The sequence below is a fragment of the Pelotalea chapellei genome (assembly GCF_018531195.1).
GTDB classification, from domain to species: domain Bacteria; phylum Desulfobacterota; class Desulfuromonadia; order Geobacterales; family Pseudopelobacteraceae; genus Pelotalea; species Pelotalea chapellei.
The window spans coordinates 39,009-62,976 of the sequence record NZ_JAHDYS010000007.1 but is presented as its reverse complement, the minus strand read 5'-3'; the positions used below and the strand labels follow the sequence as shown (position 1 = coordinate 62,976).

The window sequence follows — 23,968 nt, the reverse complement described above, 5'->3', positions numbered from 1 at the left end:
AAAAGACAATGTACCCCCGAAATTCCCCCAGGCCGTGAGGCATCTTTTTTTTCATAGATATGGCAAAGCGGAGTCGGGATGGTTATAGTTGTCCTATGGAAAATGGTGATGAAGACAACGTCCCTGTGGAAGAGGAGTGGCAGGCTCTTCCACTGGAATATATCGAGAGGGGGGCGCGCCGAAATATTTCAAGCCGGCGCGTAAATTTATGGGCCCTGGTGCTGGAGGCTCGTTCTATTCCATGTCGTCTTGAGCCGGGAGAGCAGGGCATGGAGCGTCTGCTGGTGCCGCCGCATCTTATTCGACTTGCTTGCACTGAACTTTCCCTTTTTGAAAAGGAGAACAGGAACTGGCCGCCACTTGCTCCTCCGCCCCGTTCTTTAAAAGAGAACACTCTGGCTACCGTCTCTATTCTGTTGTTGCTGGCAATTTTTCATAACCTGATCCAGTTGGATCTTGCTTTGCCCGGTATATATTCCCCTGACTGGACCAGCCTTGGCAAAGCCAGTGCTGCTGCCATTATGGATGGCCAGTGGTGGCGGGTTGTTACTGCCCTGACGCTTCATGCCGATTGGCTGCACCTTTCCAGCAACCTGGGAATCGGTGGTATTTTCATCATCTTTCTCTGTCGTGAACTAGGTTCCGGACTGGCCTGGACTCTGCTCCTGGCCTCCGGGATGCTCGGAAATCTGATTAATGCCATGGTTCAACAACCCAGCCACAGCTCCGTTGGCGCATCCACCGCCGTGTTCGGTGCGGTGGGCATATTGGGAGCGATAAGTCTCTTGCGTTACCGTCACCAACTGCAGCGACGCTGGCTGCTCCCGGTGGCCTCTGCCCTGGCACTGCTGGCCGTGCTGGGGACAGAGGGAAAAAATACAGACCTGGGGGCGCACCTGTTCGGTTTTGCTGCGGGAACCATCTTCGGACTGCTCACCGAACATCTTATCGCCAGGAAAGGGCAGCCCGGCAGAATGTTGAATGGACTGCTGGCATTGCTCAGTGCTGGTGTGGTAATGGTGGCGTGGTGGCTGGCTTTGAAGGCAGGTTGAGGAACGGCAGGTTGAGGAACGGCAGGTTTAGGTTGAGGTTGAGGTTTAGGTTGAGGTTGAGGAAAGGCAGGTAGCTCAACCTAAACCTCAAACTTAACCTTAACCTTAACCTGATTGTCCAAGGGGGGGTACATGCCAATTACGGTATTTGAGGCAATCAAAGGGAATGTACGATCATTTCTTGGCGGAGCAGAGGTGGATCTTGCGCCCGGGCCTTTAGAGGAGCAGGTTCAGGGGCATGCAATTCGCGAAGCGGTCACTATAGAGGACAATGACTACCATTTCACAGCCAGGCGCGATTTTCTTCCGTTTACCCGCACCGAGGAAAGCTTCTGCCGTGAGTTGCTGACAGCTTTTTCTGCAATGTACAGCGGGTTCCGTCAAGAGGGCTATGCAGCCCATTTCCGCACCGCCCTTTTGGCCTCGATCATGGATATCACTGTGGCCCGTTCGCTGAGGGGTGATCACCGTAAGGCATTCTGGCCGATTCAGCAGGTGATCCAGTTGCTGAAAAACCTCTCCTACCAGCGCTACGAAGGTAAACCGGCTACCACAGGGCTGATAGTTCATCGCACCACTGTCCAGGCTTTGCAGAATCTGCTGAAAGAACGTCAGCACATGCTGACTCCTTTGCAGCCGCATGAAGAGCTTTCCCCCACATTTTTCGATAATCCACTGACCTATCGCTTCATCGACGGCGTTAACCTGTTTTTTGTAGCCAACATCCAGATGCAGGTCAGTGGCGTCATCCGCACCTCATCCCGTTTGCATACCGATGTTGAGCGCCTGACTCAGCGGGAGATATTTTCCCTGGTACGACGTTCCGGGCGTGGTGCTTTTGCCATAACGGTCAATGAAGCCTCGGAGATAGAGATACTGGTCAGTCCGGCCAGGCTGCTGGTACGGCGCAAGGGGCTCTGGGCTATTTTTGACCCTGATATCATGCGCTCCTACCTGGCGGACAGTCTGGATGAGGAATCCATCGATGAACTGCTTTGGACGGTCTACGCTCTTTCCAAGATCCGCCACGGTACAGTCATCCTGATCTACGATGGAAAGCCGCGTCAGCTGGCTAACCTCAAGAAAGGTTCAGTGGGCGGGGATGATCCCATCGGGCGCCTTTTGATCGGTCAGGCCAAGGGTCGGACGATCAGTGAGTTGAAACGTGCCGGCACCCTGTTGCGTATCCTCTCGTCCGACGGCATGACGGTCTTCAGTCGAACCGGCAAGCTGTTGGAGATCGGTTTCATAATCGATACTTCACATGCCCATGAGGTGGTTACCGGCGGTGGCAGAACCACTGCTGCCAGCGCTGCCTCGTTCTTCGGCAAGGTGATCAAGGTGTCCCAGGACGGGCCGGTGGATTTGTACCAGGATGGACGGCTGATCTACCGCTTCGGCTAAAGTACTTAACAGGTTGTTGAAAAACAGCCATCTCGCCGCCATCCTCGAAAGTCACCTTGTGACTTCGGCCTGCGGCCTCACCCTTCGGGCGCCTTCGCGGTCCACTTTCACACGTGAAAGTGTGCGGCGGATACTCTCATGCCTCCGCGGGACTTTCTCCAGTAGCGACGATCTGACTATTTTTGAACAACCTGGTTCAACAGCCTTCTAAGGTAGGGGGCTGTTGATCGAGTTGAACAAGTCGCATTTCAATTCACTTGAAGCCATCATTGATTTACCGTACACTTTTCGGTCTTGAAAACTTTCCAAGCAAAGGATTTTCCCATGAATATTGCCGTACAGGTTGCACAGATAGCCTCGGAAGCTCGCCAGGCATCGTTTGTCATGTCCCGCCTTGGTACGAAAGCGAAGAATGACATGCTGCTGGCCATGGCAGAGGCGCTGCAAGCCCAGGCTCCCCAACTGATTGCAGAAAATGCAAAGGATCTGGAAATCGGTAGGCAGAAGGGGCTTTCAAACGCCATGCTGGACAGGCTGATGCTGGATGAAAAGCGGATTGCCGCTGTTGCTGACGCGCTGCGGGAAGTGGCGGCCCTGCCTGATCCGGTGGGTGAAGTGACGAAAATGTGGAAGCGTCCCAATGAGTTGATGGTGGGCAAGATGCGCATTCCTCTGGGTGTTATCGGTATCATTTACGAGGCGCGTCCCAACGTGACCGCCGATGCCGCTGCCCTTTGTCTCAAGGCGGGCAACGCCGTGATTTTGCGTGGAGGTTCCGAGGCGATCAACTCCAATCTGGCCATTGCAGGAATTCTCCAGAGTGTCATGGCCAAACAGGGCATCCCCACGGCAGCGCTCTCATTGATTCCCTTCACCGAACGCGAAGGGGTACTGGAAATGCTCAAGCAGGAGGAGCTGATTGACCTGATCATCCCCCGCGGGGGCGAAAGCCTGATTCGATTCGTGGTGGAGAACTCGCGCATTCCGGTCATCAAACACTACAAGGGTGTCTGCCACGTCTACGTCGATGACAAGGCTGATTTCGACATGGCCGAGCGAATCATCATCAATGCAAAGACCCAACGTCCCGGTGTCTGTAATGCCCTGGAAACCGTGCTGATCCACAAAGATGCCGCAGCCGGTTTTATTCCCCGCATTGCGGTGACCCTGTCCGATCTTGGGGTCGAATTGCGCGGGGATGAAGCTTTTCGTATCCTTGCTCCCATTGCCAAGGCGGCCGATGAGTCGGACTGGCACGCCGAATACCTGGAGTTGATCCTGGCCTGCAAGGTTGTGGACGATATGGACGCAGCCATCGCGCATATCAACCGCTACGGTTCCCTGCACACCGAATCCATCATTACCTCAGATTATTCCAAAGCCCAACGCTTCATTCGTGAAGTCAACTCCAGCTGCGTGATGGTCAACGCCTCCACCCGTTTTGCTGATGGCAACCAGCTTGGCCTGGGCGCGGAGATCGGCATCTCCACCACCAAGCTGCATTCTTTCGGCCCCATGGGGCTGGAAGATCTGACTACTACCAAGTTTATAGTTTATGGTGATGGGCAGGTCCGGGAGTAGTATTTATTCATTACGAAAAAGCCCCGCCGGGAGATATCCTGGCGGGGCTTTTTCATTTATCAGGCTCAAAAGGATGGTGTCAGAAGCACATTGACAGGCCTGGAATCTCAATGTAATACTTCAAATGGTATTACATTGTAAAAGGAGTGTTAGAATGCGAGTGACCAGCAAAGGCCAGGTAACGATTCCGCGCAGCGTTCGTCAGCGACTGGGTATATTTCCCCAGAGTGAAGTTGAATTTGTTGTTGAGGGGAATACAGTTATTTTACGTACTGTCACCAGTGAAGCAAGTAGAGGGAAGAAGCTGATTGAAACTATGCGCGGACGCGCCACTGTGCGAATGACAACAGACGAAATAATGGCGCTTACGAGAGGCGAAGGGTGAAAGCAGGCGACGTTCTTGTGGACAGCAACGTGCTGCTTGATGTGCTGGAGGAGGATATCCACTGGTACGAATGGTCGGCTATGCAGTTGCAAAAAGCGGCTGACTGCTGTTCCTTAATCATTAATCCGATCATCTACGCGGAGGTTTCAGTTGGTTTTAAGAGAATTGAAGAAATGGAAGAAGTCCTGCCGTTGGCTGTTTTCCAAAGAGCGCCCCTTCCATGGGAAGCAGCGTTTCTAGCCGGCAAATGTTTTATACGCTACCGTAAGCTTGGAGGAACGAAAAGCTCGCCTTTGCCGGATTTTTTTATTGGTGCCCATGCAGCGGTTGCGGGCCTGACGCTTCTAACTCGTGATGCTGCACGCTATCGCACGTATTTCCCTTCATTGAAACTCATTACCCCGTAGAAAGGAGTCAATCATGAATATGCAAGAGCAGATCGATAAATTTCTGGCATCTCCCAGCTTCGGCGTTATCGGTGCCTCTGCCAATCGCCACAAGTACGGCAACAAGGTGCTGCGCTGTTACCAGCAGAACGGTAAAAGCGTTGTGCCGGTGAATCCCAGTGAACCTGAAATAGAAGGTGTGCCTTGTGTCGCGAATGTCCGTGATCTGCCGGCCGGGGTCAAAAGCATTTCGATGATAACCCCGCCGGCAGTGACGGCACAACTGGTTCCGCTTGCTATTGAAAAAGGGATTGAAAACATCTGGATGCAGCCGGGTGCAGAACATCCCGAGGCGGTGGCGCTCTGCCGCGAGCGGGGGATCAATGTCATTGCCGACGGCAGCTGTCTGCTGGTTGTTATGGGCTATCATGATCATTGATATCCCGGCTCGAACCAAGGGGGAGTGCATGGTGAGGATAAAGCCTTGGGAGGGTTGAGAGCTTAAACAATAACGGCCAAAAGGTTCTAAAAACAGCTTGATGGGTTTTAACAAACCGTGGAGGTATGAGAGCAGAGAAGCGTGTTGTAACGCGATAATAACTTGCCAGCATGGCAAAAAACTGCCATACTGCCGACACTTATGGACGGGCCTTTTGCCCGTCTTTTTATTTGAGAGAATTGAGGAGCTTTAATCATGCAGGAAAGAATCAGAAATATCGCCATTATCGCCCACGTTGACCATGGCAAAACTACCCTTGTGGATGCCATGCTGAAACATGCCGGCGTGTATCGTGAAAATGAAGCCATTACCGAGCGCGTAATGGACAGCAATGACCTTGAAAAAGAGCGCGGCATCACCATTCTGGCCAAAAACCTTTCCATTCATCATGGCCAGTACAAAATCAATATCGTTGATACCCCCGGCCATGCCGATTTTGGTGGCGAGGTGGAGCGCGTGCTCAAGATGGTCGACTCAGTACTGCTGCTGGTCGATGCTCTGGACGGCCCCATGCCCCAGACCCGCTTCGTACTGAAGAAATCTCTCGACCTGGGGTTGAAGCCGATCGTTGTCATCAACAAGATCGATCGTCCCGGTTCGCGCCCTGATGAAGTTCTCAATATGGTCTTCGACCTGTTCTGTGAACTGAACGCTTCCGACGAACAGCTCGACTTTCCGGTGGTTTACACCAGCGCCAAGATGGGCTATGCCAAACTGGATATCAATATCGAGTCCAGCAGCATGGAGCCGCTCTTTGCTGTTGTGGAATCAAATGTACGTCCTCCCAAGGGGGATGCCAGCGCACCTTTTCAGATGTTGATCGCCAACATCGACTATAACGATTACATTGGCCGCATGGCCACTGGTCGTATCTTCCACGGCAAGATCAAGGCGGGCGAGACCGTGGCCATGATCAAGGCTGACGGAACGATCACCAAAGGGCGCATTACCAAGCTGCTCGGGTACGAAGGCCTCAAGCAGGTTGATATCGAAGAAGCAGGCACCGGAGATATTGTTACCGTAGCCGGTTTTGATGAGATCAGTATCGGTGAGACTCTGGCCTCTGCAGAGAATCCGGTGGCTGTGCCTTATGTTTCAATTGATGAGCCGACCCTGTCCATGAACTTCATCGTCAATACCTCCCCCTTTGCAGGTCGTGAAGGCAAATGGGTCACATCACGAAACATCCGCGATCGTCTGACCAAGGAATTGCGCACCAATGTTTCGTTGCGAGTGGAGGACACAGAAAGTGCGGATACCTTCAAGGTCTCCGGTCGTGGCGAGCTGCATCTGTCGATCCTGATCGAGAATATGCGCCGCGAAGGTTTCGAGCTGGCCGTTTCCAAGCCGGAAGTCATCGTGCGTGTCAAGGATGGCCAGAAGATGGAGCCGATGGAATACCTGGTTGTGGATGTCGCTTCGGAATTCCAGGGTGCCATTATTGAGAAAATGGGTCCGCGCAAGGGTGAAATGGTTGCCATGGCGCCCATGGGCGATATGGTCCGTCTGGAATTCATTGTTCCTGCCCGTGGTTTGATCGGCCTGCGTGGCGAGGTGATGACCGATACTCGCGGCACCGCTGTCATGACCCATACCTTTCACGAATATGCTCCCTATAAAGGCGACATCCCCGGCCGCAAGAATGGCGTGCTGATGGCCATGGAAAACGGAGAAACAACTGCTTATTCCCTTGATGCGCTTCAGCCGCGCGGAATTCTCTTCATAGGCGCCGGAGTTGAAGTGTATGGCGGCATGATTATTGGCCAGCACAACAAGGATAACGACTTGGAAGTCAATCCCAGCAGAGGTAAGAAGCTGACCAACGTGCGTGCTTCCGGCACTGACGATGCCATCAAGTTGACTCCTCCGCGTCTCTTGACCCTGGAGCAGGCTCTTGAGTTCATCGACGATGACGAATTGGTGGAGGTTACTCCCCAATCTATCCGTCTACGCAAGAAAGAACTTGATCCGACCAAACGTAAACGGGCATCCAAAGGTTAGTAACGGTATGTAAGGCCGGGATGTTTTCCCGGCCTTTGTCGTATGTGCTGATAGCAAGGAGGGCTTGGGATGAAAAAGCTGCGCTGCTTTCTGGTGATGTTTGGATTGCTGTTATTGGGGGCTGTCGCTGTTAGCGCTGCGGAGCCGTACAAGAACCTGACATTGCAGGAGCTTAAAGCAATGCTTGACCGCCGTGAACCGCTTGTGATTGTTGACAGCCGTCCCTCTGCGGAATACCGTGAAGCGCATATCATTGGAGCTGTCAGCATACCATATAACGACATGGCCGCTAATCCAGCTCTGCTGCATTACCCCACCTCGGACAAGATAGTTTTTTACTGCAACGGCTTCTCGTGAGGGCAGAGTCCACAAGCTGCCAGGCTGGCGGCTCAGCATGGTTTTATCAATCTATATGTCCTGAATGAAGGTTTTCCGGGCTGGAAAAAAGCCGGATTACCGATAGAAAAGTAGCCGGCATAGCGATCAGTCCCTGAGTCGATGTCATAGCATTTATTCCACCCAAAACTGCCGGAGGCCTTCCTCCTTTGCTATCTGCCATACTTAAACGAACGCCAGTTTTTTTTATCCCCACGGCACTTCTGGTTGCGGCCTGGTTCCTGGCACCCCAGATAGCCACTTTGCCACTGCCGCGTCAGGAGCTTGTCACGGTTGCACCCTATCTGGCGGCAGCCGGGGGAGGGCTGCTGGCCATACATTTCCATCGTGGTCGCCCACTTTTTGTTCTGCTGATGCTGGCAGTTTCCTATCGTGTTTTTCGCTCTCTTCCCGAGCAGATAGAGCCTGCTTTCAATTCTGCATATCAGGCGCTTGTTCTCTTGATACCCCCTAATATGGCCTTGGTGGCCCTGATGCGAGAGCGTGGTATTTTCTCCCTGGCAGGAAGGGTGCGTCTGGCTTTCATGGTTGTGCAGGCATTCTTTTTCATCTGGCTCTTCCACTATCACTTTGTTGATCTTCTGCCGTATCTGGCACGAACTTTGGTGTCACTGCCTTTTTCCAAGTGTATGTTGGTGCCCCAACCTGCCATGTTGCTTGGAGCCCTGTGGTTCATTGTGATTGCCGTGCTGGCAATACGCAGACAGGCTGCAATTGATAGCGGCATACTGGGAGCATTGACCGCTTTTTTTGTTGCTGCCAATGGCTTGACCTCCCACACTGTTCACACCGCCTTCTTTGTTGCCGGGACGGTTGTTGTTGCTTTGAGCGTCATGCGTGATTCCCATAACCTGGCTTTTCGCGACGACCTTACCGGAATCCCATCGCGACGTGCTCTGAACGAAGCGCTCCATGGGCTGGGTCGGCGCTATGTTGTGGCTATGCTTGATGTGGACCATTTCAAAAAATTCAACGATAGCTATGGCCATGCTGTGGGTGATCAGGTACTCAGGTTCGTGGCAGCAAAAATTGCGGCCGTGGGGGGAGGGGGAAAGGCGTATCGCTATGGCGGCGAGGAGTTCACCATCCTTTTTCCTGGTCGTAGCGCAGCCGATGTCCTGCCGCACCTTGAATCAGTAAGAGAGACGATTGCGAATTACCGCCTGATGCTGAGGAGTGGAGATCGTCCCGCCGACAAACGGCAGGGAAAGGGGCAGCGCGGCAGTCGTGGGGAGGGTGCCAGCGTGGGGGTTACCATCAGTATCGGTGTGGCGGAAAATGCGGATGGAGTTACTGCACAGGATGTCATCAAGGCAGCCGACAAGGCCCTCTACAAGGCAAAGAACAGGGGGCGCAATCAGATCAGCAGGTGATTGATCTTTAGTAGCTTGTTGAAAAACAGCCATCTCGCCGCCATCCTCGAAAGCCACCTTGTGACTTTGGCCTGCGGCCTCACCTTTCGGGCGCCTTCGCGGTCCACTTTCACAGGTGAAAGTGTGCGGCGGATGCTGGATAACCCCTCCGCGAGGCGTTCGCCGGTTGCGACGATCTGACTATTTTTGAACAACCAGAGTTTAACAGCCTTTTAGAACATCAGTTGTAATGTCAAACTGATGCCGCTAAGGACTGGAATATCCTGCTTTTGCGCATTCCGGTAACGCTCCGGGAGCTCATTTATAAGGTCTGGCGATACACTGGCTACTATCAAGGCCATTGCTCCATGTTGTATTACCATGTCGCCTTGTTCTCTGAGCCCGATATGCAGGTCTTGCCGGATTACTTGCTGGGCAGGGGTTGGTGTTGGGGTGCCGGTCGTGTGCAGCAGCAGAAGCGGTTCTCCGGATGCTGGTGCCGAGGGGAGGAGGGTGCCGATCAGGACACACAGTCCAAGCGCTGTACCAAGTACTCTTCTCTCAAAGCCTGACATTGCGGACTCCTGCTGCCGGGCATGCACCCGGTGCCGCTATCCCGGCATGACAAAGCCGGGTGCCAATATCTTGAGATATTTCGGCGACCCGGCTGTCTCAGAGAGACCCTGTAGGCTTTCCGTCCCATCCTCGCGGATGGTTTAGTATTCTCGTGTATCCCGCCAATTTGCGTAACTCTTCCTGCTAGCACATAGTATGCCTTTATCCTCTTTTTATAAAAACCGAAAAATATCAAATCTTTCGAGGCTACATTCTTTCGTGCCTCTCTTTTTGCCCTAGTGTTTTGACGTAAAGTGTCAGCCTCTTTACCAGCTTTTGACAGCTTAAGCACAAAGGGGAGATGCATGTTCCCTGCCATTGTGAACGGTTGAGGGATGGATAAAGAGATGATTTTTAGCATGTGCAATGGTATAGTTTGGCCCTTTCACACACAGGAAACCCGCAGGGGGAATATGTCATGACACAGCAGAAAATATACCTGGTTGGTGCCGGCATGGCCGGCTGGGAAGGTTTCAGTACCAGAGCGCTCGAGATAATCTCCCAAGCCGAAGTGATGGTCGGGCATCAGCGGCACCTGGATATTTTTCCCGATTTCTCTGGCAAAAAAATGGTGCTTGGAGATCTCTCTGATCTGCTCGACTTCCTCCAGAAGACTGACAAGCTCGTGGTCGTACTGGCCTCTGGTGATCCTACCTTCTTCGGGATCTCACGCTTTCTGCTGCGCAATCTGTCCAAGGAACGCATCGAGATCTTCGCCAACGTCACCAGCATGCAGTATGCCTTTTCACGTATCAAGGAACCCTGGGACGATGCAATTTTCGTTTCTGTCCATGGGCGCGGCATGCATGCGGCGGTTGACAAGATCATTGCTGCGGAGAAAGCCTGTGTACTGACCGATAAGGTCAATACGCCGGCAGCCATTGCACGGGAATTGATCGCCAGAGGGGCCGAAGGATATGAGGCCTGGCTGTGTGAAGATCTGGGGTTGACGACTGAAAAGTTCACCCGCAGCGATGTACGCGGTTTACTGGAACTGAAGGCTTCCGACCTGAATATTCTGATCCTGATCAGAACCTACGAGCCCAACCTGGTCCAGTATCCGTTGATTGGAATAGATGATGATGAGTTCCAGACCTTCAAAAAATTGATCACTAAACAGGAGGTTCGCGCGGTTACGCTATCCAAGCTGCAACTGCAGGACGATTTGGTGATGTGGGATATCGGAGCAGGCAGTTGTTCGGTATCCATAGAAGCTTCAAACCTGATGCCCAATGGTCGAATTTTCGCGGTGGAGCGTAATCCCCAAAGCGTCGGCTTTATCCATGAAAACCTTAAAAAATTCTGCACCCGCAACGTCAAATTGGTTGAAGCGCTGGCCCCTGACGGGCTGGATGAATTGCCGGATCCTGATCGGGTTTTCATAGGCGGTGCAGGGGGACACCTGGAAGAAATCATCGATGCGATTGACAAGCGTCTCAGGCCCGATGGGCTCATCGTGCTGAATGCGGTAACCCTTGATACCCTGGCCAAAGCGGTTGAGTTTCTGGAGGATCATGGTTACACAGTGGAAGCTACCTGTGTCAATATCTCCAAAACCCGCAGATTGACCGAATACAAAATGTTTGAAGCGCAGAATCCGGTGTACATAATCACTGCCGGCAAAGGAAAAGGCCTGGAATGATGGATTTGGCAAAGATTTATGCTATCGGTGTGGGGCCGGGCGATCCGGAACTGGTCACCAGGAAGGCGGAGCGGATCCTGCGCCAGGCCAATGTAATTCTGGCTCCGGTGGCCAGGCTGGGGGAGACCAGTGTAGCACTGGAGACGGTTAAAGAGTTTCTGGACGGCGAGCGTCAGGAGATAATACTGCACCAGTTTCCCATGACGGCCGACACATCGATACTTGTGCCTGCCTGGGAGGCGGCTGTCAGCATGATGGCTGAACAGGTCAGGCTGGGACGGAGCGTGGCTTTTATAACTATCGGAGATCCGCTGCTTTACTCCACGTTCATTTATCTGTTGCGTATTCTGCGCACTTCATATCCGGAGATTGCGGTAGAAATTGTGCCCGGTATTTCCAGCATCAATACGGCAGCCGCGGTTGCAGAAGTTTCCCTGGCAGAGTCGGAGGATCGCATCGTCATTATTCCGGCCACTGCAGGCATTGAGAAAATTATCGAAGCCCTTGCCAAATATGAAACGGTTGTCCTGTTGAAAGTCAAACCGCTGTATGCTGATATTCTGGAGCTGCTCAAGCAGACCGGCCGGGCCAGCAACAGCATCTTTGTGGAGCGCGCCGGATCGGCGAGGCAGAAGGTTCTGCGAGGCGTTGACGCAATGGCAACCCATTCCCCTGATTACCTCTCACTGATAATCGTAACAACCCCTCACGACTAAAAACAGGTTGTTGAAAAACAGCCATCTCGCCGCCATCCTCGAAAGCCACCTTGTGACTTCGGCCTGTGGCCTCACCCTTCGGGCGCCTTCGCGGTCCACTTTCACAGGTGAAAGTGTGCGGCGGATTAAGTTCATGCCTCCGCGGGGCGTTCTCCGGTTGCGACGATCTGACTATTTTGAACAACCTGAGTAAATCAACAGCCTCTAAAAACCCAATAAAAAAGCGCCACTATTTTTCCTGGTGCAGGAAAGGCAGTGGCGCTTTTTGACTGATAACGTGGTGTTAGTTAATGCTTCCGCTGGCAGGCACTATCTCGTCTGAAACCGGTTTGATCTCCTCGGCAGCCAGAGATTTGGAGGTGACGGCAGGGGCGGGTTGTCTGGCAGGGGGCTGCGGAGCTGCCGCCACAGGGGCTGCTGCCGGGGAAGTGCCTGGCCCTGATGTAGGCTGAGCTGCGACAGACTGCTCTACGACCGGCTTTGCTGCTGCTGGTGCTGAAGCTTTACTGGCAGAATGCGGATCAAAATCAAGTCTCAAAATCATCTCATCGAACTGCTCTGCATAGGCTTCGGATTCCTGTGTTGCCCGTAACAGATAATCTTTTCGCTTTACGTTGAAATGGTTTTTGATCCCATCGATGGTTTTGAACTTGATATTGGCCTGATCGGAAAGGTTGGCTTCTGCCTCATTGAAATCCGGGTACTGCAGACTGGCCAGTGGTGGAAACTTAAGTATTCTCCCTCGAAAATTTGGGTATTCCCAGAGGATGGTGCCGTTGGCGTCCAGAATCTGGGCGGTCATGATCAGGTAATTGTAATCGCCTTTCTGGGAGTTCAGCAGAGTGTTTGAATAAATCGTATCAGTCTTGTTCAAGCCACTGACAACGATAGTCATGACTGCATCCACATTGTTCTTGCGGATATATTCCCGCAATTCCTCGTTTTTCCAGAAGTACTTGTTGTACTGGATAGTGGCATCGTCGCGTTTTTCGCGCCGGTAAAGCATTGTGGTAAAGGTTGCAGCCGGATCGCCATCCAGAAGCGCAACAGTATAAAAATTTCCGGTGCTTTTAATCCTGCGCACAAACTGTTGTTCGTATTTGCGGTTCATCTCCGTGATCATGGACAGTAACTGTTCCTTCTGCGGGATCAGGATATCCGAGTCGGTATCGACCATTATCGGTGCAATTCCCAATACCTTGACCCGATCGGCAAAATTCTGTGTTGGCACGTTGAAATGATTGCTCGCACAGCCAAAGGAAACGAGCAGCAGCAGACACAATAAAAACCTCATGAATTTTCTCCTTGCAAGCCGGATGCGCAGGCCGAAATGTGACCTGTTTATAACAGATGATTCTCGTATTTTCCAGAGATTTCAGATAGCTGGCGCTGTTTCGGCTGTTGGGCCACATGACTTCTATGCATGAAAATATATCTCCTCCTTCCTCATTCGAACTACATCTTTTTATTCCTCATGGGTGATACCGGTCACTTCTAAAAGTTTTTCTAACCGCTATGGTGTAGCTACGTTCACTGCAGGTTCCTGATTAATGGCTCCTGCAGTTATTCCAGCTACATATACAGGAGAGATTATGCCCGTGAAGTTTTTGTTTCTGTCCCTGATGATGATCGTGGTGCTTGCAGGATGTGGTGGCGGTGGTGGTGGCGGTACCAGCGTTGAGGCCGGCGGTGCCCAACCGGTGGCGGCTGCTTCAACGGGTGTCGCTGACAATGGCACGCCTGCGGCCGGTTCGCCTGCTGTCGCTGAAAACGGCACACCATCAGCTGCTCCAGAAGTTCCACCAGTGCAGAATGTTGCCAAAGAAGTCGGTCTGGCCTGGAATGCCTCGCTGAATGCAGAAGGACAGCCTGATGCAGCGGTTGTTGGCTACAAGATCCATTATGGCAATCAGCCAGGGCAATATTCCGCAACTGTAACAGTAGACAAGGTGACGACTGCCACAGTCCCCGGACTGACCCCTGGTAATTATTATTTTGTCCTCACTGCTTTTGATGCGAACGGAAACGAAAGTGGCTATTCCCAGGAAATCAGCGCTGTAATCTAACGAAGCTGAATGAATGTCTGATTATACCTGCGGTTGCACGGCATGGGAACTCTGCTAGAATTTTTAATAGAGGATCGACTCTTGATTACAGCGGAGAAAGGAGAAGCCATGGCATGCGATATTGAATCTCACAAGCTGCATATGTGTGAACTGAGGGCACAAGGTGAGGATGAATGTATCCGGAGTCTTTCGGATAAGCCTGCCTATGAATGTGGTAATTGCGGCGCAAGGGCAAATGAAGCAAAAAATCTTTGTGCACCCCGGGCGCTTTCATCCTGATAGGGAATATCAATTGGAACAAAAAAGCTTCGCCGTTTTGGCGGGGCTTTTTTGTGATCAGTTTTTAAGAGCCTCCAGGATTTTACCGGCAACATCCTTGCCGCTGATGTTGTAACTTCCTGCTGCCAATTGGTCCCTGATCGCCGCTACCTTGGCGCGGCGAATTTCATCTTCATCCCCTTGGGGCGCATTCCGTTCCATGAGATTTGACAAGTGCACATTGAAGGCAGCATTACCCTGATTCTCTGGTTGTTGGGCCTCTTCCTTCGGTAGCAGCTGGTTTTTACGCGGTCGATCGGCCGTAGCGACTGGCTGAGGCACAGTGTTTTCAATCTTCATACATATCTCCGGATTGCATTCGTTACAGGATTCATCGGCAGCCTGTAACGAAAGTTGAACCTTTTATTCATTTTCTTCAGTTTGATTTCACAGTACCTGTCTTGGTGCGGATGAATTCAGCATAGATCTGGTCTGTCCCTTTGATGTGACAGGATATCCAATCTTTAAGAAAAGCGAGCGTATTTTTACTGAGTGCATCTCCATCATGATAGCTTTCCTGGACATGTTTTAGTCGCATGACATAGAAATCGTGCTCCTGGCGATGGCTGACCAGACCCGGGAAATCATAGCTCATCATAAGCTGCTCTTCTTCTTCGAAATGTAGCGTCACGTAACGCATGAGCTCCTGAAGAACATAGCTGATAAGGAGGCCACCGGTTCCCTCACGATCGGCTTTGTCCAGATCGCTGATCATTGAAATGAGCCGCTGATGCTGTTCATCAATGTGAGGTATGCCGGTACAGAAGCTCTCGTCCCACTCAAAGAGATCCATAGTAATTCCTCCTTTAGAAATTTTGTTTCAGATCCAGCTCTCGAATTTTTCCAAAGCTTTTCAAATCAAATTTTTCCGCATCACCGACCACCATTAACTTGAAGGCATCCGGCTTGAGATATTTTCTGGCTGCAGCAAGTACTTCCTCTTTGGAAACAGCGGCAATTCTGTCGCGGTAGGTTTCCAGGTAATCGGGTGGATAATTATAAAATTCCAGCCTGGCTCGCTGGGTGACAATCGAGGCGGGACTGGTAAAGCCGAACATGAATGAGTTGATGATGTGTTCGCGGGCCGTTTTCAGCTCCTGCTCGCTGACCGGTTCCCGGGTCATGGTGGCGACAATCTCCTTGATAGTAGAAATAGCTTTTACAGTAGATTCCGCCTTTGTTTCTGTTTCCGCAATGAATGTGCCTGTGAAGCGACGGCCGATATCGAAGTGGCTGTCTGCATTGTATGCCAGGCCTTGATTGGTTCGAATTTCCGTGGTCAGACGTGAGGTGAAACTGCCCCCCAGGATATAGTCCAGAACCCGTATGGCATAAAGGTCCGGCGTGTCTTTGGTTACACCCAGGTGTCCCATTCGAATCACAGTCTGATTGACATCTTTTCTGGCATAAATGACTTCCGAAGAAAAAGCATTCAACGGCTGTGGGATCTCCGGCAAAGCAAGGGGTGCGAGAGCAGGTTTTGTACCGAAGACTTTATTCAGCTCTTTCAGCATGGTGGTGCGGTCAAAGTCGCCCGAGACTGCGAGAATGATGTTGTCCACGCGGAAGAAGCGTCGGTGGAAATCAAGCATTTCCTGGCGAGTTATAGCTCCGGCAGAAGCAATGGTCGGTACAACACCCAGCGGATGACCGGCATAGATGGCCTTGCCGATTTCACGTCCGGCAATCTCCTTGGGATCGTCATTTTGGCGGCGCAGCCCTTCTATGAGCTGTTTGCGTGCAATATCCACACGCTTTTCATTAAAGGTGGGGCGCAGCAGAACATCTGAAAAAATTTGCAGCGTGCGGTTGAAGTTTCTGCTGAGAGAGGTCAGTGAAACCATTCCCATGTCTGACGAAATGCTGCTTTCTACAGCCGAGGCCATGAATTCCAGCTCGTCATCCATCTGCTCCGGCGTTAGTTTGCCGGCTCCTCCGCTACGCATGACTGTACCGGTCATTGCAGCAAGACCCGCCTTGGCAGCAGGTTCATATACCGAGCCGGTGCGCACCATTGCAGTTAGATTGACGATGGGCAACTCCGGGTCGACCAGCAGGTAGACCGGCATGCCGCATTCAAGAACGACCCTCTCTGCTTTTGGAATCTGGAAGTCTAATGGAGGAAAGGCCATGGTACGGGGATTGGAGGCGCTGGTGGCAGCGTGGGCCATGGTAATTGTGCAGAGTGTCAGACAAATGGTGAGTATTAATTGTTTTAGTTTCATTTGCCTGCCCCTCCCTTGGTGGTGATAAAGCCGACCATGCGGTTTTCACGAGTGAAGTAGGTTCGTGCCACGCGCTGGATATCGGCCGGAGTGATCGCAGCAACTTTCCGACGATATTCGATCATATAACGCCAGGTGCCGGCAACAGCTTCATATTCAGTCAGGTTCCGGGCCAGTCCGCCGTTGGTGCCCATGCGCCGTGCCTCCTCATATTCAATTTTATTGAGGATTTGTTGAAGTTCGCGTGCCGTGACCGGCTCTGTCTTAAGGCGTTCCAGCTCGGCAAGGATGGATGTCTCTACCTCGGCAACAGCGTGCGGGGCGCGTGGATTGGCATTTATCAGGAACAAGTTTGGATAGCGGCTGCCGGGAGCATCAAAGACGCCGATATCAGTTGCCAGCTGCTGTTCAATCACCAATTTCTTATGGAGACGCGACGTGCGTCCTTGTCCCAGCAGCATGGAGATCACATCGAACACATAATCATCGGGTGCATTGATGGCAGGCTTGTGAAAGCCCATCATGATGGTCGGCTCAGCCTCGGCCACCAATTCGATGCGTCGTTCACCTCCCTGTTTTGGCTCGACTGCTGTGACCGGTGCCGGTTTGCTGCCCGGTGGGATGGCTCCAAAGTAGCGTTCAACCAGCTCAATAGCGGCCTTGGCATCAATGTCGCCAACAATGGCCACGATAGCGTTGTGGGGACCGTAGTAATTATGGAAAAACTTCTCGGCCTTGGTGCGGGTCAGCTGCTCAATATCCGACATCCAGCCTATGGTCGGCTGACCATAGGGATGGGTCAGGAAGCTGGAGGCGAGAAAAGTTTCCCAGAGCTTGCTTTCTGGATCGGCATCGTATGAGCGCCGTCGCTCTTCCATTACAACCGAGCGTTCGGTGTAGAACTCGCGCAGCACTGCGTTCTGCATACGATCGGATTCGATTGCTGCCCAGAGTTCGAGTTTGTTGGAGGGGAGGCTGATCAGATAGGTGGTGCCGTCACGACTGGTGAAGGCGTTGTAACCGACACCTCCGTTACGAGAATACAACTCGAAGAATTCATCCTTGATGACAAATTTGGAAGCCGCTTCCTCAAGAGCTTTAAGCTGCTTTTCCAGTTCCGTGAGCCTGGCCGGCTCGGCCTTGTCTGCTTTGGCTCTCTCGGCAATCAATGCCTGGGCTGTCCCCTCAATCTTGTCTAGGAGCGGTTTTTCAGCTGCATAATCCGTGGTGCCCAGGGTGGTCGTACCCTTGAAGAGCATGTGCTCCAGCAGGTGGGCAATGCCGCGCTCGTCACTTTTTTCGTCGCAGCTTCCCACCTGGAAGCGGATCCAGGCGGATACAGTTGGTGAGGTGTGACGTTCTACCAACAGAAGTTTCATGCCGTTCTTTAACGTGTGTTCGACTACCTTTTCCTCCAGGGCTGATCCTGGTTGTGAAGAAGAGACCGGAGCGGTGGCCGCGGGTGTCGATGGAGCAAAGTTTTTAGCTGTTGCCAGCAATGGAATAGTGGTCAGCCAAAGTGCTGTTGTTATTATCCGCACATTATTCATGGTTGCCTCGCATGTCTTAAATAATCAGAAAAGGGAAAACTTGACGTAGCGTCCAGGATTTTTCTTGATATCGCCCACCAGTAGATCAACCGAGTCCACCATGCGGCTCATCCGTTCATACAGCTCTTTCTCATTGATCGCCTTGCCGACGGTTCCATCACCATTGTTAATCCTGCCTGTAATCTCTTCAATTGCCTTGACAGAGTTGTCGGCACGGGTAAGCAGGGAGAGCCCCTTGTCATAGAATTCCCGGTTTCCGATCAACATGCCCAGGGTGCTATCCTTGGAGGTAAACTTTCTGTTCAGTTCGCGCACGTCATCTGCTGCCTGGACACTCTTGTCCGCCAGAGCAACCAGTTTGGTGTAGAGGGTGGTGTCATAGATCAGTTTATTCATGGTGCCATTGGAGGCCTGGATGTCTTGCAGGGTGCGATCGGCTCGGTTCAGAATGCTGATCAACTTGTTGTAGGGTTCAGGGCTGCGGTTCAGTTTGCCAAGGGTGCCTTCTCCCCTGTTAATGGTGATGGTCAGGGCGCTCAGCTCCTCAGTCAGTTTGACAATGTTCTGATACAGAGCCGGATCCGTGGTTAATCTGCCCAAAGTGCCCTTGCCTTGGGTGACGCTATCCACAATGGTGTTAAGGCGGTCGAAAGTCATGCCTGCTTTCTGAACGACATCGTCGAGTTTAGCAACCGAGGTGCCGTGCAATACAGCCGGAGGTGTTTCGGAATAGGTGCGCGATGGGGTGATATCTACATATTTTTCACCCATGAGACCGCGAGTCTTGATGGTGATGAGTGAGTCGGACCCGATCTTGCGCAGGGCACGGTAATCCGCTTCCAGGAGGATATTAACTTCATTGCTGTGCTTGGGGTTATCGAAGGAGACCGCTGTGACTACGCCTACGTCTACCCCTGCGAGCCAGACCGGGGCTCCTTCCTTGAGACCGGCCACATCGTCCATAACAACACGCAGTTTGCCTTTTGGGGTGAACATTTTTGTTTTCTGTCCCATCAGCAGCACCCCGGCCGCAAAAATAATCAAAGCCGCGAGTATAAATACTCCGGCGCGGACCTGGGCCCAACCTATTTGATTGCTTCGTTCCATGGTGCTGCTCCTCGTGCGGATGCGTCCTGCCTTATGTCGTCATACAAACAGCGATTGCTCTGTCGGATGCAGGAACTCCCTCACTTCAGGAATATCACTGTTCCGCATTTCCTGCTCGTTTCCCTCGAAAATCAGCCGCGCCTGGTGTAGAAACGTAAAGCGCTCCGAGGTGGCGAAGGCGGTGGGCAGATCATGGGTCACCATCAGGGTCGTCTTTCCTTCCGCCTGCAGCCGTTGAATCAGATTGCAGATGTTGTAGACGCCAATAGGGTCCAGACCGGTGGTCGGCTCGTCGAAAAAAATATAGTCCGGATTCGCAGCCAGTGCCCGTGCGATGGCCACCCGCTTTTTCATGCCACCCGAGAGCTCGGATGGATATAAATTAATAGCCCTCTCCACGCCGACAAAACTCAACTTTTCGCAAATGACTTTTTCGATCTCTCCCTGCGTCAGTTTACCTTCCTCAAAGAGTCGATAACCGACATTTTCTCCTACTGTCATGGAATCGAAGAGTGCGCCCCCTTGAAAAACGATTGCGATGCGTTTGCGCTGCTCCCTGTATTGAGATTCCCGGAGCCCGGTAATGCACAGATCACCAAAGAAGACCCTGCCTGACTGAGGTTTCAGCAGGCCGAGCAGCAGCTTAAGTATGGTGGTTTTTCCGGCCCCGCTGACACCGAGAATGGTGCGGTTGACTCCCCGCTCCAGGAGGAAATCAAAGTCTTTAAGGATGGCGCGGTTGTTGATGGAATAGCAAAGCTTCTCCATGCCGATGGAATCGCTGCCTGTCATGGAGTGTCCATCCCTCCCATGGCCAGTATGATCTGCCACTCTTCCTGCTGGACCGGCTGAATGGAAAGGCGGCTGCGCTTGACCAGTGGCATGTTGGTCAACATGGGGTGGTTCTTGATCTGCGCCAGAGTAACCATGCGCGGTAGCTCTTTAAGATAGCGCACATCCACCATGAACCAGATTGGATTGGCTGGCGATGCCTTGGGGTCGAAATGCTCGCCATTCGGATCCAGTGCGGTGAAATCCGGGTAGCCATCCCGCACGATTTCGGCAAGGCCTACAACTCCGGGCTCCGGGATGCTGCTATGATAGAAGAGTACTAAATCTCCGGTCTTGATCTGATCTCGCAGGAAATTGCGTGCCTGGAAATTGCGCACACCATCCCAATGCTCAGTCATGTTAGGGCGGTTTTTCAGGTTTTCGAATGAGAAACAGCCTGGTTCGGTTTTAAACAGCCAGAAAGACATGAGTACCCTCGTTTACCTGAACGCCACAAAGATCTTTGACAGGAAAAAGTCTGTTACCAGAATCATTACCGATGACAGCACTACAGCCTGCTTGGCGGAAGCGCCCACCCCCTCGGCTCCTCCCTTTGTGTTCAGCCCCACGTAGCAGCCGGTCATGGCAACGATCAAGGCGAAGAAGAGTGGTTTGGTGACTCCCTCAATCAGGTCCTGAAAGACCATGAACTGGGGAATGCCTTTGATGTACATGGTTGGATTGATGCCGTAACCGGCGGACATGATGTAGCCTCCCACCAGTGAAATAGCATCGGTCACCACTGTAAGAAGCGGCAGAGCCAGCAACAGCGCAAGCAGGCGCGGCACGACCAGTCGCTTGATGATGTCGGTGCCTTCAACTCTCATGGCATCTACCTGTTCAGTGACCACCATTGTCCCCAGTTCCGCGGTAATGGCGGATCCTACCCGTCCTGCTACCATCATCGATGCCAGGACCGGACCAAGTTCTTTAACCATGGTGGCTGCCACCATGCCTCCCACGTAACTGGTGGCGGCAAAGGGTTTGAGCTGGATCAGTGCCTGGAGTGCCATCACCATGCCGGTGAACAAGCCGGTCAGGACACAGATGAACAGAGACGAAAATCCCAGCTTGTCGAATTGGATGGCAAATTCACGGTAGTAGAAGGGGCGGATAAACAGGCGGATAAGGGTCTGGCCGGCCAGGGCAAAATAGTTTTGCAGTTCACTGAAGAACCTGATGAGGATTTTATCGATAACAGCGATATTCATTCAAAACCTATGACAGGAAAACATTTGCAAGACACAGATACAGGGGACGGAGGAAAAGCCATAAAGAAAACGGTTACAAGATAAACCAGGATTAAATCCAAAACTACTTATTTTTCCCTTGAAGCATCCCGGTTGCTTGCTTTACCTGCTATTCCTCCGTTTTTAACTGCATCTTGTTTGCCGTCTTACAGTGCCACTGCCAGAGCTTCACGCGCCTCATTGATAAAAATGAACTCCAAGTCGGTGCGCACGTTGTCGGGGATATCTTCAAGGTCGTCGCGGTTGCGCTCTGGAGCTACAATCCTGCGAACACCGGCACGGTGGGCTGCCAGCACTTTTTCCTTGAGGCCCCCAATAGCCAGGACACGACCAGTAAGTGTAATCTCGCCGGTCATGGCCACTCCGCGTTTGGCCGGTTTGTCCGTCAGCAGCGATACCAGGGCTGTTACCATGGTGACACCAGCCGAGGGGCCATCTTTGGGGATAGCTCCTGAGGGGACGTGGATATGGAGTATCTGGTTGTCAAAAGCATTGGGAGCAATGCCGAAATCGGCAAAATGAGCCTCTACATAAGAGAGTGCCGCCCGGGCCGATTCTTTCATCACATCGCCAAGAGAGCCGGTCAGGATCAGTTCCGGCTTGCCCGGCATGTTGGTCGCCTCCACAAATAAAATGTCGCCACCCGTATCGGTCCAGGCCATTCCGGTGACCACGCCGACCCGGTCATTTTCGGCGGCGACCTCATTGTGAAACTTGCGCGGTCCGAGCAGTTCGCTGACAACTTCCGGAGTGATGGGGGTGCGCAGCGGTTTTTTCTGTGTGATTTCTTTTGCTACCTTGCGGCAGATGGAACCGATGGTACGCTGCATGTTGCGTACGCCGGCCTCCCGGGTGTATTCGGTGATTACTTTTTCAACTGCTTCATCCATGAAAACCGGCGGCATCTCCTTGAGTCCGTTTTCATCGATTTCCCGCTTGATGATGAAATTGCGCGCAATGTTCAGCTTTTCGGCAGTGCTATAGCCTGCGAGGCGGATTACCTCCATGCGGTCCTTGAGCGGCCCTGGAATGGGGTCCATCTGGTTGGCCGTGGTAATGAACATCACCTTCGACAGGTCGAAAGGAACATCAAGGTAATGGTCGTTGAAAGAAAAGTTCTGCTCCGGGTCAAGCACCTCCAGCAGCGCACTTGAGGGATCCCCGCGAAAGTCCTGGCCCAGTTTATCAATTTCATCCAGCATGAAGACCGGATTGTTGCTGCCGCAGCGAAAGATCTCCTTGATGATTCTACCGGGAAGGGCGCCGATATAGGTGCGGCGGTGACCGCGTATTTCAGCCTCATCCCGCACCCCGCCAAGTGAAATTCGTACGAATTTTCGCCCTAACGAGCGGGCAATTGACTTGCCCAGACTTGTTTTCCCAACCCCCGGGGGACCGACAAAACAGAGTACCGGGCCTTTCATGTTGTCCTTGAGCGAACGGACAGCCAGGAACTCAAGGATGCGCTCCTTTACTTTCTTTAGATTGTAATGGTCTTCATTAAGTATCTCTTCTGCCCGGATAATGTCCAAGCTGTCAGAGGTGGAGGTGCTCCAGGGCATTCCAGCCAGATAATCAAGGTAGGTGCGGGAAACCGTATACTCGGGGGAAGCGGGGTTGATGCGTTCCAGTCGCTGCAGTTCCTTGTCGGCAATCTTGCGCACCTCTTCGGGCAGTCCTGCCTCCTCGATGCGACGGCGCAGTTCGCTCATGTCTGCGGAGCGCGGATCGTCTTCACCCAGTTCTTCCTGGATGTGCTTCATCTGCTCACGGAGGATGTACTCCTTCTGGTTTTTGCCAACCTTGCGGTTTACTTCGCTGGTTACCTCGCTCTTGACCTGCATGCGTTGTACTTCGTTCGTCAGGTGAACGTAGACTTTTTTAAGCCTTTCAAGCGGGTCCACGGTCTCCAGTAGTTCCTGCAGATCCAACAGCGGCAGGTTAACGTACAGTGCAACAAGGTCTGACAGGCGTGCCGGATTGTCGATGTAATCAATCATTTTCATGACATCGTCAGGCAAAGGCTTGCCATAGGAGAGTGAAATTTTCAGGAGGGCATTGAGGCTCTGCACAAGGGCTTCTGAAACCATGCTTTTTTCAACAAATTCGCGCACCACTTCACAGTGGGCAAGAGTCAACGGTCCTGAATTGTCCAGCTCCAGTATTTTCAGCCTGTTGAGCCCTTCCAGGGTCACCTTGAATTTTCCGTCGCCGGTTTTTTTTATCTGGTTGACTCGACAGAGTGTTCCTATTCCGCTCAAATCGGAGGCTGCATCGCCAGTTTCTCCAGTTCGCCTCAGCACTATTGCAACAAGCTTCTCGTATTTATCCGCTTCCGTGAATATCTGTACATCATGATCGTCCACAAAGACCGGAAAGATCATGTAGGGAAAGGCGACCATCTCTTTATGTCCATAGATAGGAAGTTGTTCGGGTATTTCTATGTTGGTATGGGGCATGGAGAGAGTCCTTTGTGTGGCTGTAGTGAGAATTAACTCTAGCACACTTTAACTTAGTTTCAACATATAAGAAGGCAGGCAACGTAAGGGCTCGAAGAGGTATCCCTTTGGAAATACTGGAACAATAGGGGGT

General features: G+C 52.2%; 23 protein-coding genes and 1 riboswitch. Of the genes, 12 read left to right on the top strand and 11 right to left on the bottom strand.

Annotation, left to right across the window (positions count from 1 at the left end; genetic code table 11):
* The first annotated feature begins 95 nt into the window (after positions 1-95).
* The 9 genes from KJB30_RS08815 (at position 96) to KJB30_RS08775 (ending at position 9,077) form a co-directional block, all read left to right on the top strand.
* Positions 96-1,052 (top strand): rhomboid family intramembrane serine protease, encoded by a 957-nt coding sequence (locus tag KJB30_RS08815; protein WP_214298157.1) that lies wholly within the window; start codon positions 96-98, stop codon positions 1,050-1,052.
* Between the two features lie 132 nt (positions 1,053-1,184).
* Positions 1,185-2,456 carry a hypothetical protein gene (locus tag KJB30_RS08810; RefSeq protein ID WP_214298155.1) on the top strand — a complete coding sequence of 424 codons (1,272 nt, stop codon included), beginning with the start codon at positions 1,185-1,187 and terminating at the stop codon, positions 2,454-2,456.
* Between the two features lie 324 nt (positions 2,457-2,780).
* The gene (locus KJB30_RS08805) at positions 2,781-4,037 is read left to right on the top strand and encodes a glutamate-5-semialdehyde dehydrogenase (protein WP_214298153.1); all 1,257 of its coding nucleotides are present in this window, start codon (positions 2,781-2,783) and stop codon (positions 4,035-4,037) included.
* Between the two features lie 154 nt (positions 4,038-4,191).
* A complete protein-coding gene (locus KJB30_RS08800) occupies positions 4,192-4,422 on the top strand; it encodes an AbrB/MazE/SpoVT family DNA-binding domain-containing protein (protein ID WP_214298151.1) in 231 nt (76 codons plus the stop codon).
* Positions 4,419-4,829: a type II toxin-antitoxin system VapC family toxin gene (locus KJB30_RS08795; RefSeq protein WP_214298149.1), complete on the top strand. Its 411-nt coding sequence runs from the start codon at positions 4,419-4,421 to the stop codon at positions 4,827-4,829. Before KJB30_RS08800 ends, KJB30_RS08795 begins: the two co-directional genes overlap by 4 nt.
* A gap of 13 nt (positions 4,830-4,842) precedes the next feature.
* Positions 4,843-5,247, top strand: a complete 405-nt coding sequence (locus tag KJB30_RS08790; RefSeq protein ID WP_214298147.1) for a CoA-binding protein — start codon at positions 4,843-4,845, stop codon at positions 5,245-5,247.
* A gap of 255 nt (positions 5,248-5,502) precedes the next feature.
* A complete protein-coding gene (gene typA / locus KJB30_RS08785) occupies positions 5,503-7,308 on the top strand; it encodes a translational GTPase TypA (protein ID WP_214298146.1) in 1,806 nt (601 codons plus the stop codon).
* Between the two features lie 69 nt (positions 7,309-7,377).
* Complete coding sequence (locus tag KJB30_RS08780) at positions 7,378-7,665, top strand: rhodanese-like domain-containing protein (RefSeq protein ID WP_214298145.1); 288 nt, start codon at positions 7,378-7,380, stop codon at positions 7,663-7,665.
* 188 nt (positions 7,666-7,853) lie between these two features.
* A complete protein-coding gene (locus KJB30_RS08775; protein WP_214298143.1) occupies positions 7,854-9,077 on the top strand; it encodes a GGDEF domain-containing protein in 1,224 nt (407 codons plus the stop codon).
* A 212-nt stretch (positions 9,078-9,289) separates the two neighbouring features.
* Here KJB30_RS08775 and KJB30_RS08770 read toward each other — a convergent pair whose 3' ends face one another.
* Entirely contained in the window at positions 9,290-9,631 is a 342-nt protein-coding gene (locus KJB30_RS08770) for a hypothetical protein (RefSeq protein WP_214298141.1), read from the bottom strand.
* Positions 9,632-9,710: 79 nt separating this feature from the next.
* Positions 9,711-9,787, bottom strand: a riboswitch (cyclic di-GMP riboswitch).
* A 302-nt stretch (positions 9,788-10,089) separates the two neighbouring features.
* Here KJB30_RS08770 and cbiE point away from each other — a divergent pair.
* Positions 10,090-11,313, top strand: coding sequence for a precorrin-6y C5,15-methyltransferase (decarboxylating) subunit CbiE (gene cbiE / locus KJB30_RS08765; RefSeq protein WP_214298139.1), 1,224 nt, complete (start codon positions 10,090-10,092; stop codon positions 11,311-11,313).
* Entirely contained in the window at positions 11,310-12,029 is a 720-nt protein-coding gene (gene cobI / locus KJB30_RS08760) for a precorrin-2 C(20)-methyltransferase (protein WP_214298137.1), read from the top strand. Before cbiE ends, cobI begins: the two co-directional genes overlap by 4 nt.
* Positions 12,030-12,312: 283 nt before the next feature.
* Here cobI and KJB30_RS08755 read toward each other — a convergent pair whose 3' ends face one another.
* Positions 12,313-13,323 (bottom strand): hypothetical protein, encoded by a 1,011-nt coding sequence (locus KJB30_RS08755; RefSeq protein ID WP_214298135.1) that lies wholly within the window; start codon positions 13,321-13,323, stop codon positions 12,313-12,315.
* A gap of 298 nt (positions 13,324-13,621) precedes the next feature.
* Here KJB30_RS08755 and KJB30_RS08750 point away from each other — a divergent pair, with 298 nt between their 5' ends.
* Positions 13,622-14,095, top strand: coding sequence for a fibronectin type III domain-containing protein (locus tag KJB30_RS08750; protein ID WP_214298133.1), 474 nt, complete (start codon positions 13,622-13,624; stop codon positions 14,093-14,095).
* Between the two features lie 336 nt (positions 14,096-14,431).
* On the opposite strand, the gene flgM is transcribed toward KJB30_RS08750, so the two are convergent.
* From flgM to lon, 9 genes are all read right to left on the bottom strand, one after another.
* Positions 14,432-14,713: a flagellar biosynthesis anti-sigma factor FlgM gene (flgM, locus tag KJB30_RS08745; protein ID WP_214298131.1), complete on the bottom strand. Its 282-nt coding sequence runs from the start codon at positions 14,711-14,713 to the stop codon at positions 14,432-14,434.
* A 76-nt stretch (positions 14,714-14,789) separates the two neighbouring features.
* Complete coding sequence (locus KJB30_RS08740) at positions 14,790-15,206, bottom strand: bacteriohemerythrin (protein WP_214298121.1); 417 nt, start codon at positions 15,204-15,206, stop codon at positions 14,790-14,792.
* 13 nt (positions 15,207-15,219) lie between these two features.
* Positions 15,220-16,638: a M16 family metallopeptidase gene (locus KJB30_RS08735; RefSeq protein WP_214298110.1), complete on the bottom strand. Its 1,419-nt coding sequence runs from the start codon at positions 16,636-16,638 to the stop codon at positions 15,220-15,222.
* Positions 16,635-18,188: a M16 family metallopeptidase gene (locus tag KJB30_RS08730; RefSeq protein WP_214298108.1), complete on the bottom strand. Its 1,554-nt coding sequence runs from the start codon at positions 18,186-18,188 to the stop codon at positions 16,635-16,637. The genes KJB30_RS08735 and KJB30_RS08730 overlap by 4 nt, the downstream gene beginning before the upstream one ends.
* 24 nt (positions 18,189-18,212) lie before the next feature.
* Complete coding sequence (locus KJB30_RS08725; RefSeq protein WP_214298106.1) at positions 18,213-19,295, bottom strand: MlaD family protein; 1,083 nt, start codon at positions 19,293-19,295, stop codon at positions 18,213-18,215.
* Positions 19,296-19,334: 39 nt separating this feature from the next.
* Positions 19,335-20,126 (bottom strand): ABC transporter ATP-binding protein, encoded by a 792-nt coding sequence (locus KJB30_RS08720; RefSeq protein ID WP_496198532.1) that lies wholly within the window; start codon positions 20,124-20,126, stop codon positions 19,335-19,337.
* Positions 20,084-20,554: an EVE domain-containing protein gene (locus KJB30_RS08715; protein WP_214298104.1), complete on the bottom strand. Its 471-nt coding sequence runs from the start codon at positions 20,552-20,554 to the stop codon at positions 20,084-20,086. The genes KJB30_RS08720 and KJB30_RS08715 overlap by 43 nt, the downstream gene beginning before the upstream one ends.
* Before the next feature lie 12 nt (positions 20,555-20,566).
* Positions 20,567-21,337 (bottom strand): MlaE family ABC transporter permease, encoded by a 771-nt coding sequence (locus KJB30_RS08710; RefSeq protein ID WP_214298102.1) that lies wholly within the window; start codon positions 21,335-21,337, stop codon positions 20,567-20,569.
* Positions 21,338-21,522: 185 nt separating this feature from the next.
* A complete protein-coding gene (gene lon / locus KJB30_RS08705) occupies positions 21,523-23,835 on the bottom strand; it encodes an endopeptidase La (RefSeq protein WP_214298099.1) in 2,313 nt (770 codons plus the stop codon).
* Positions 23,836-23,968 lie beyond the last annotated feature (133 nt).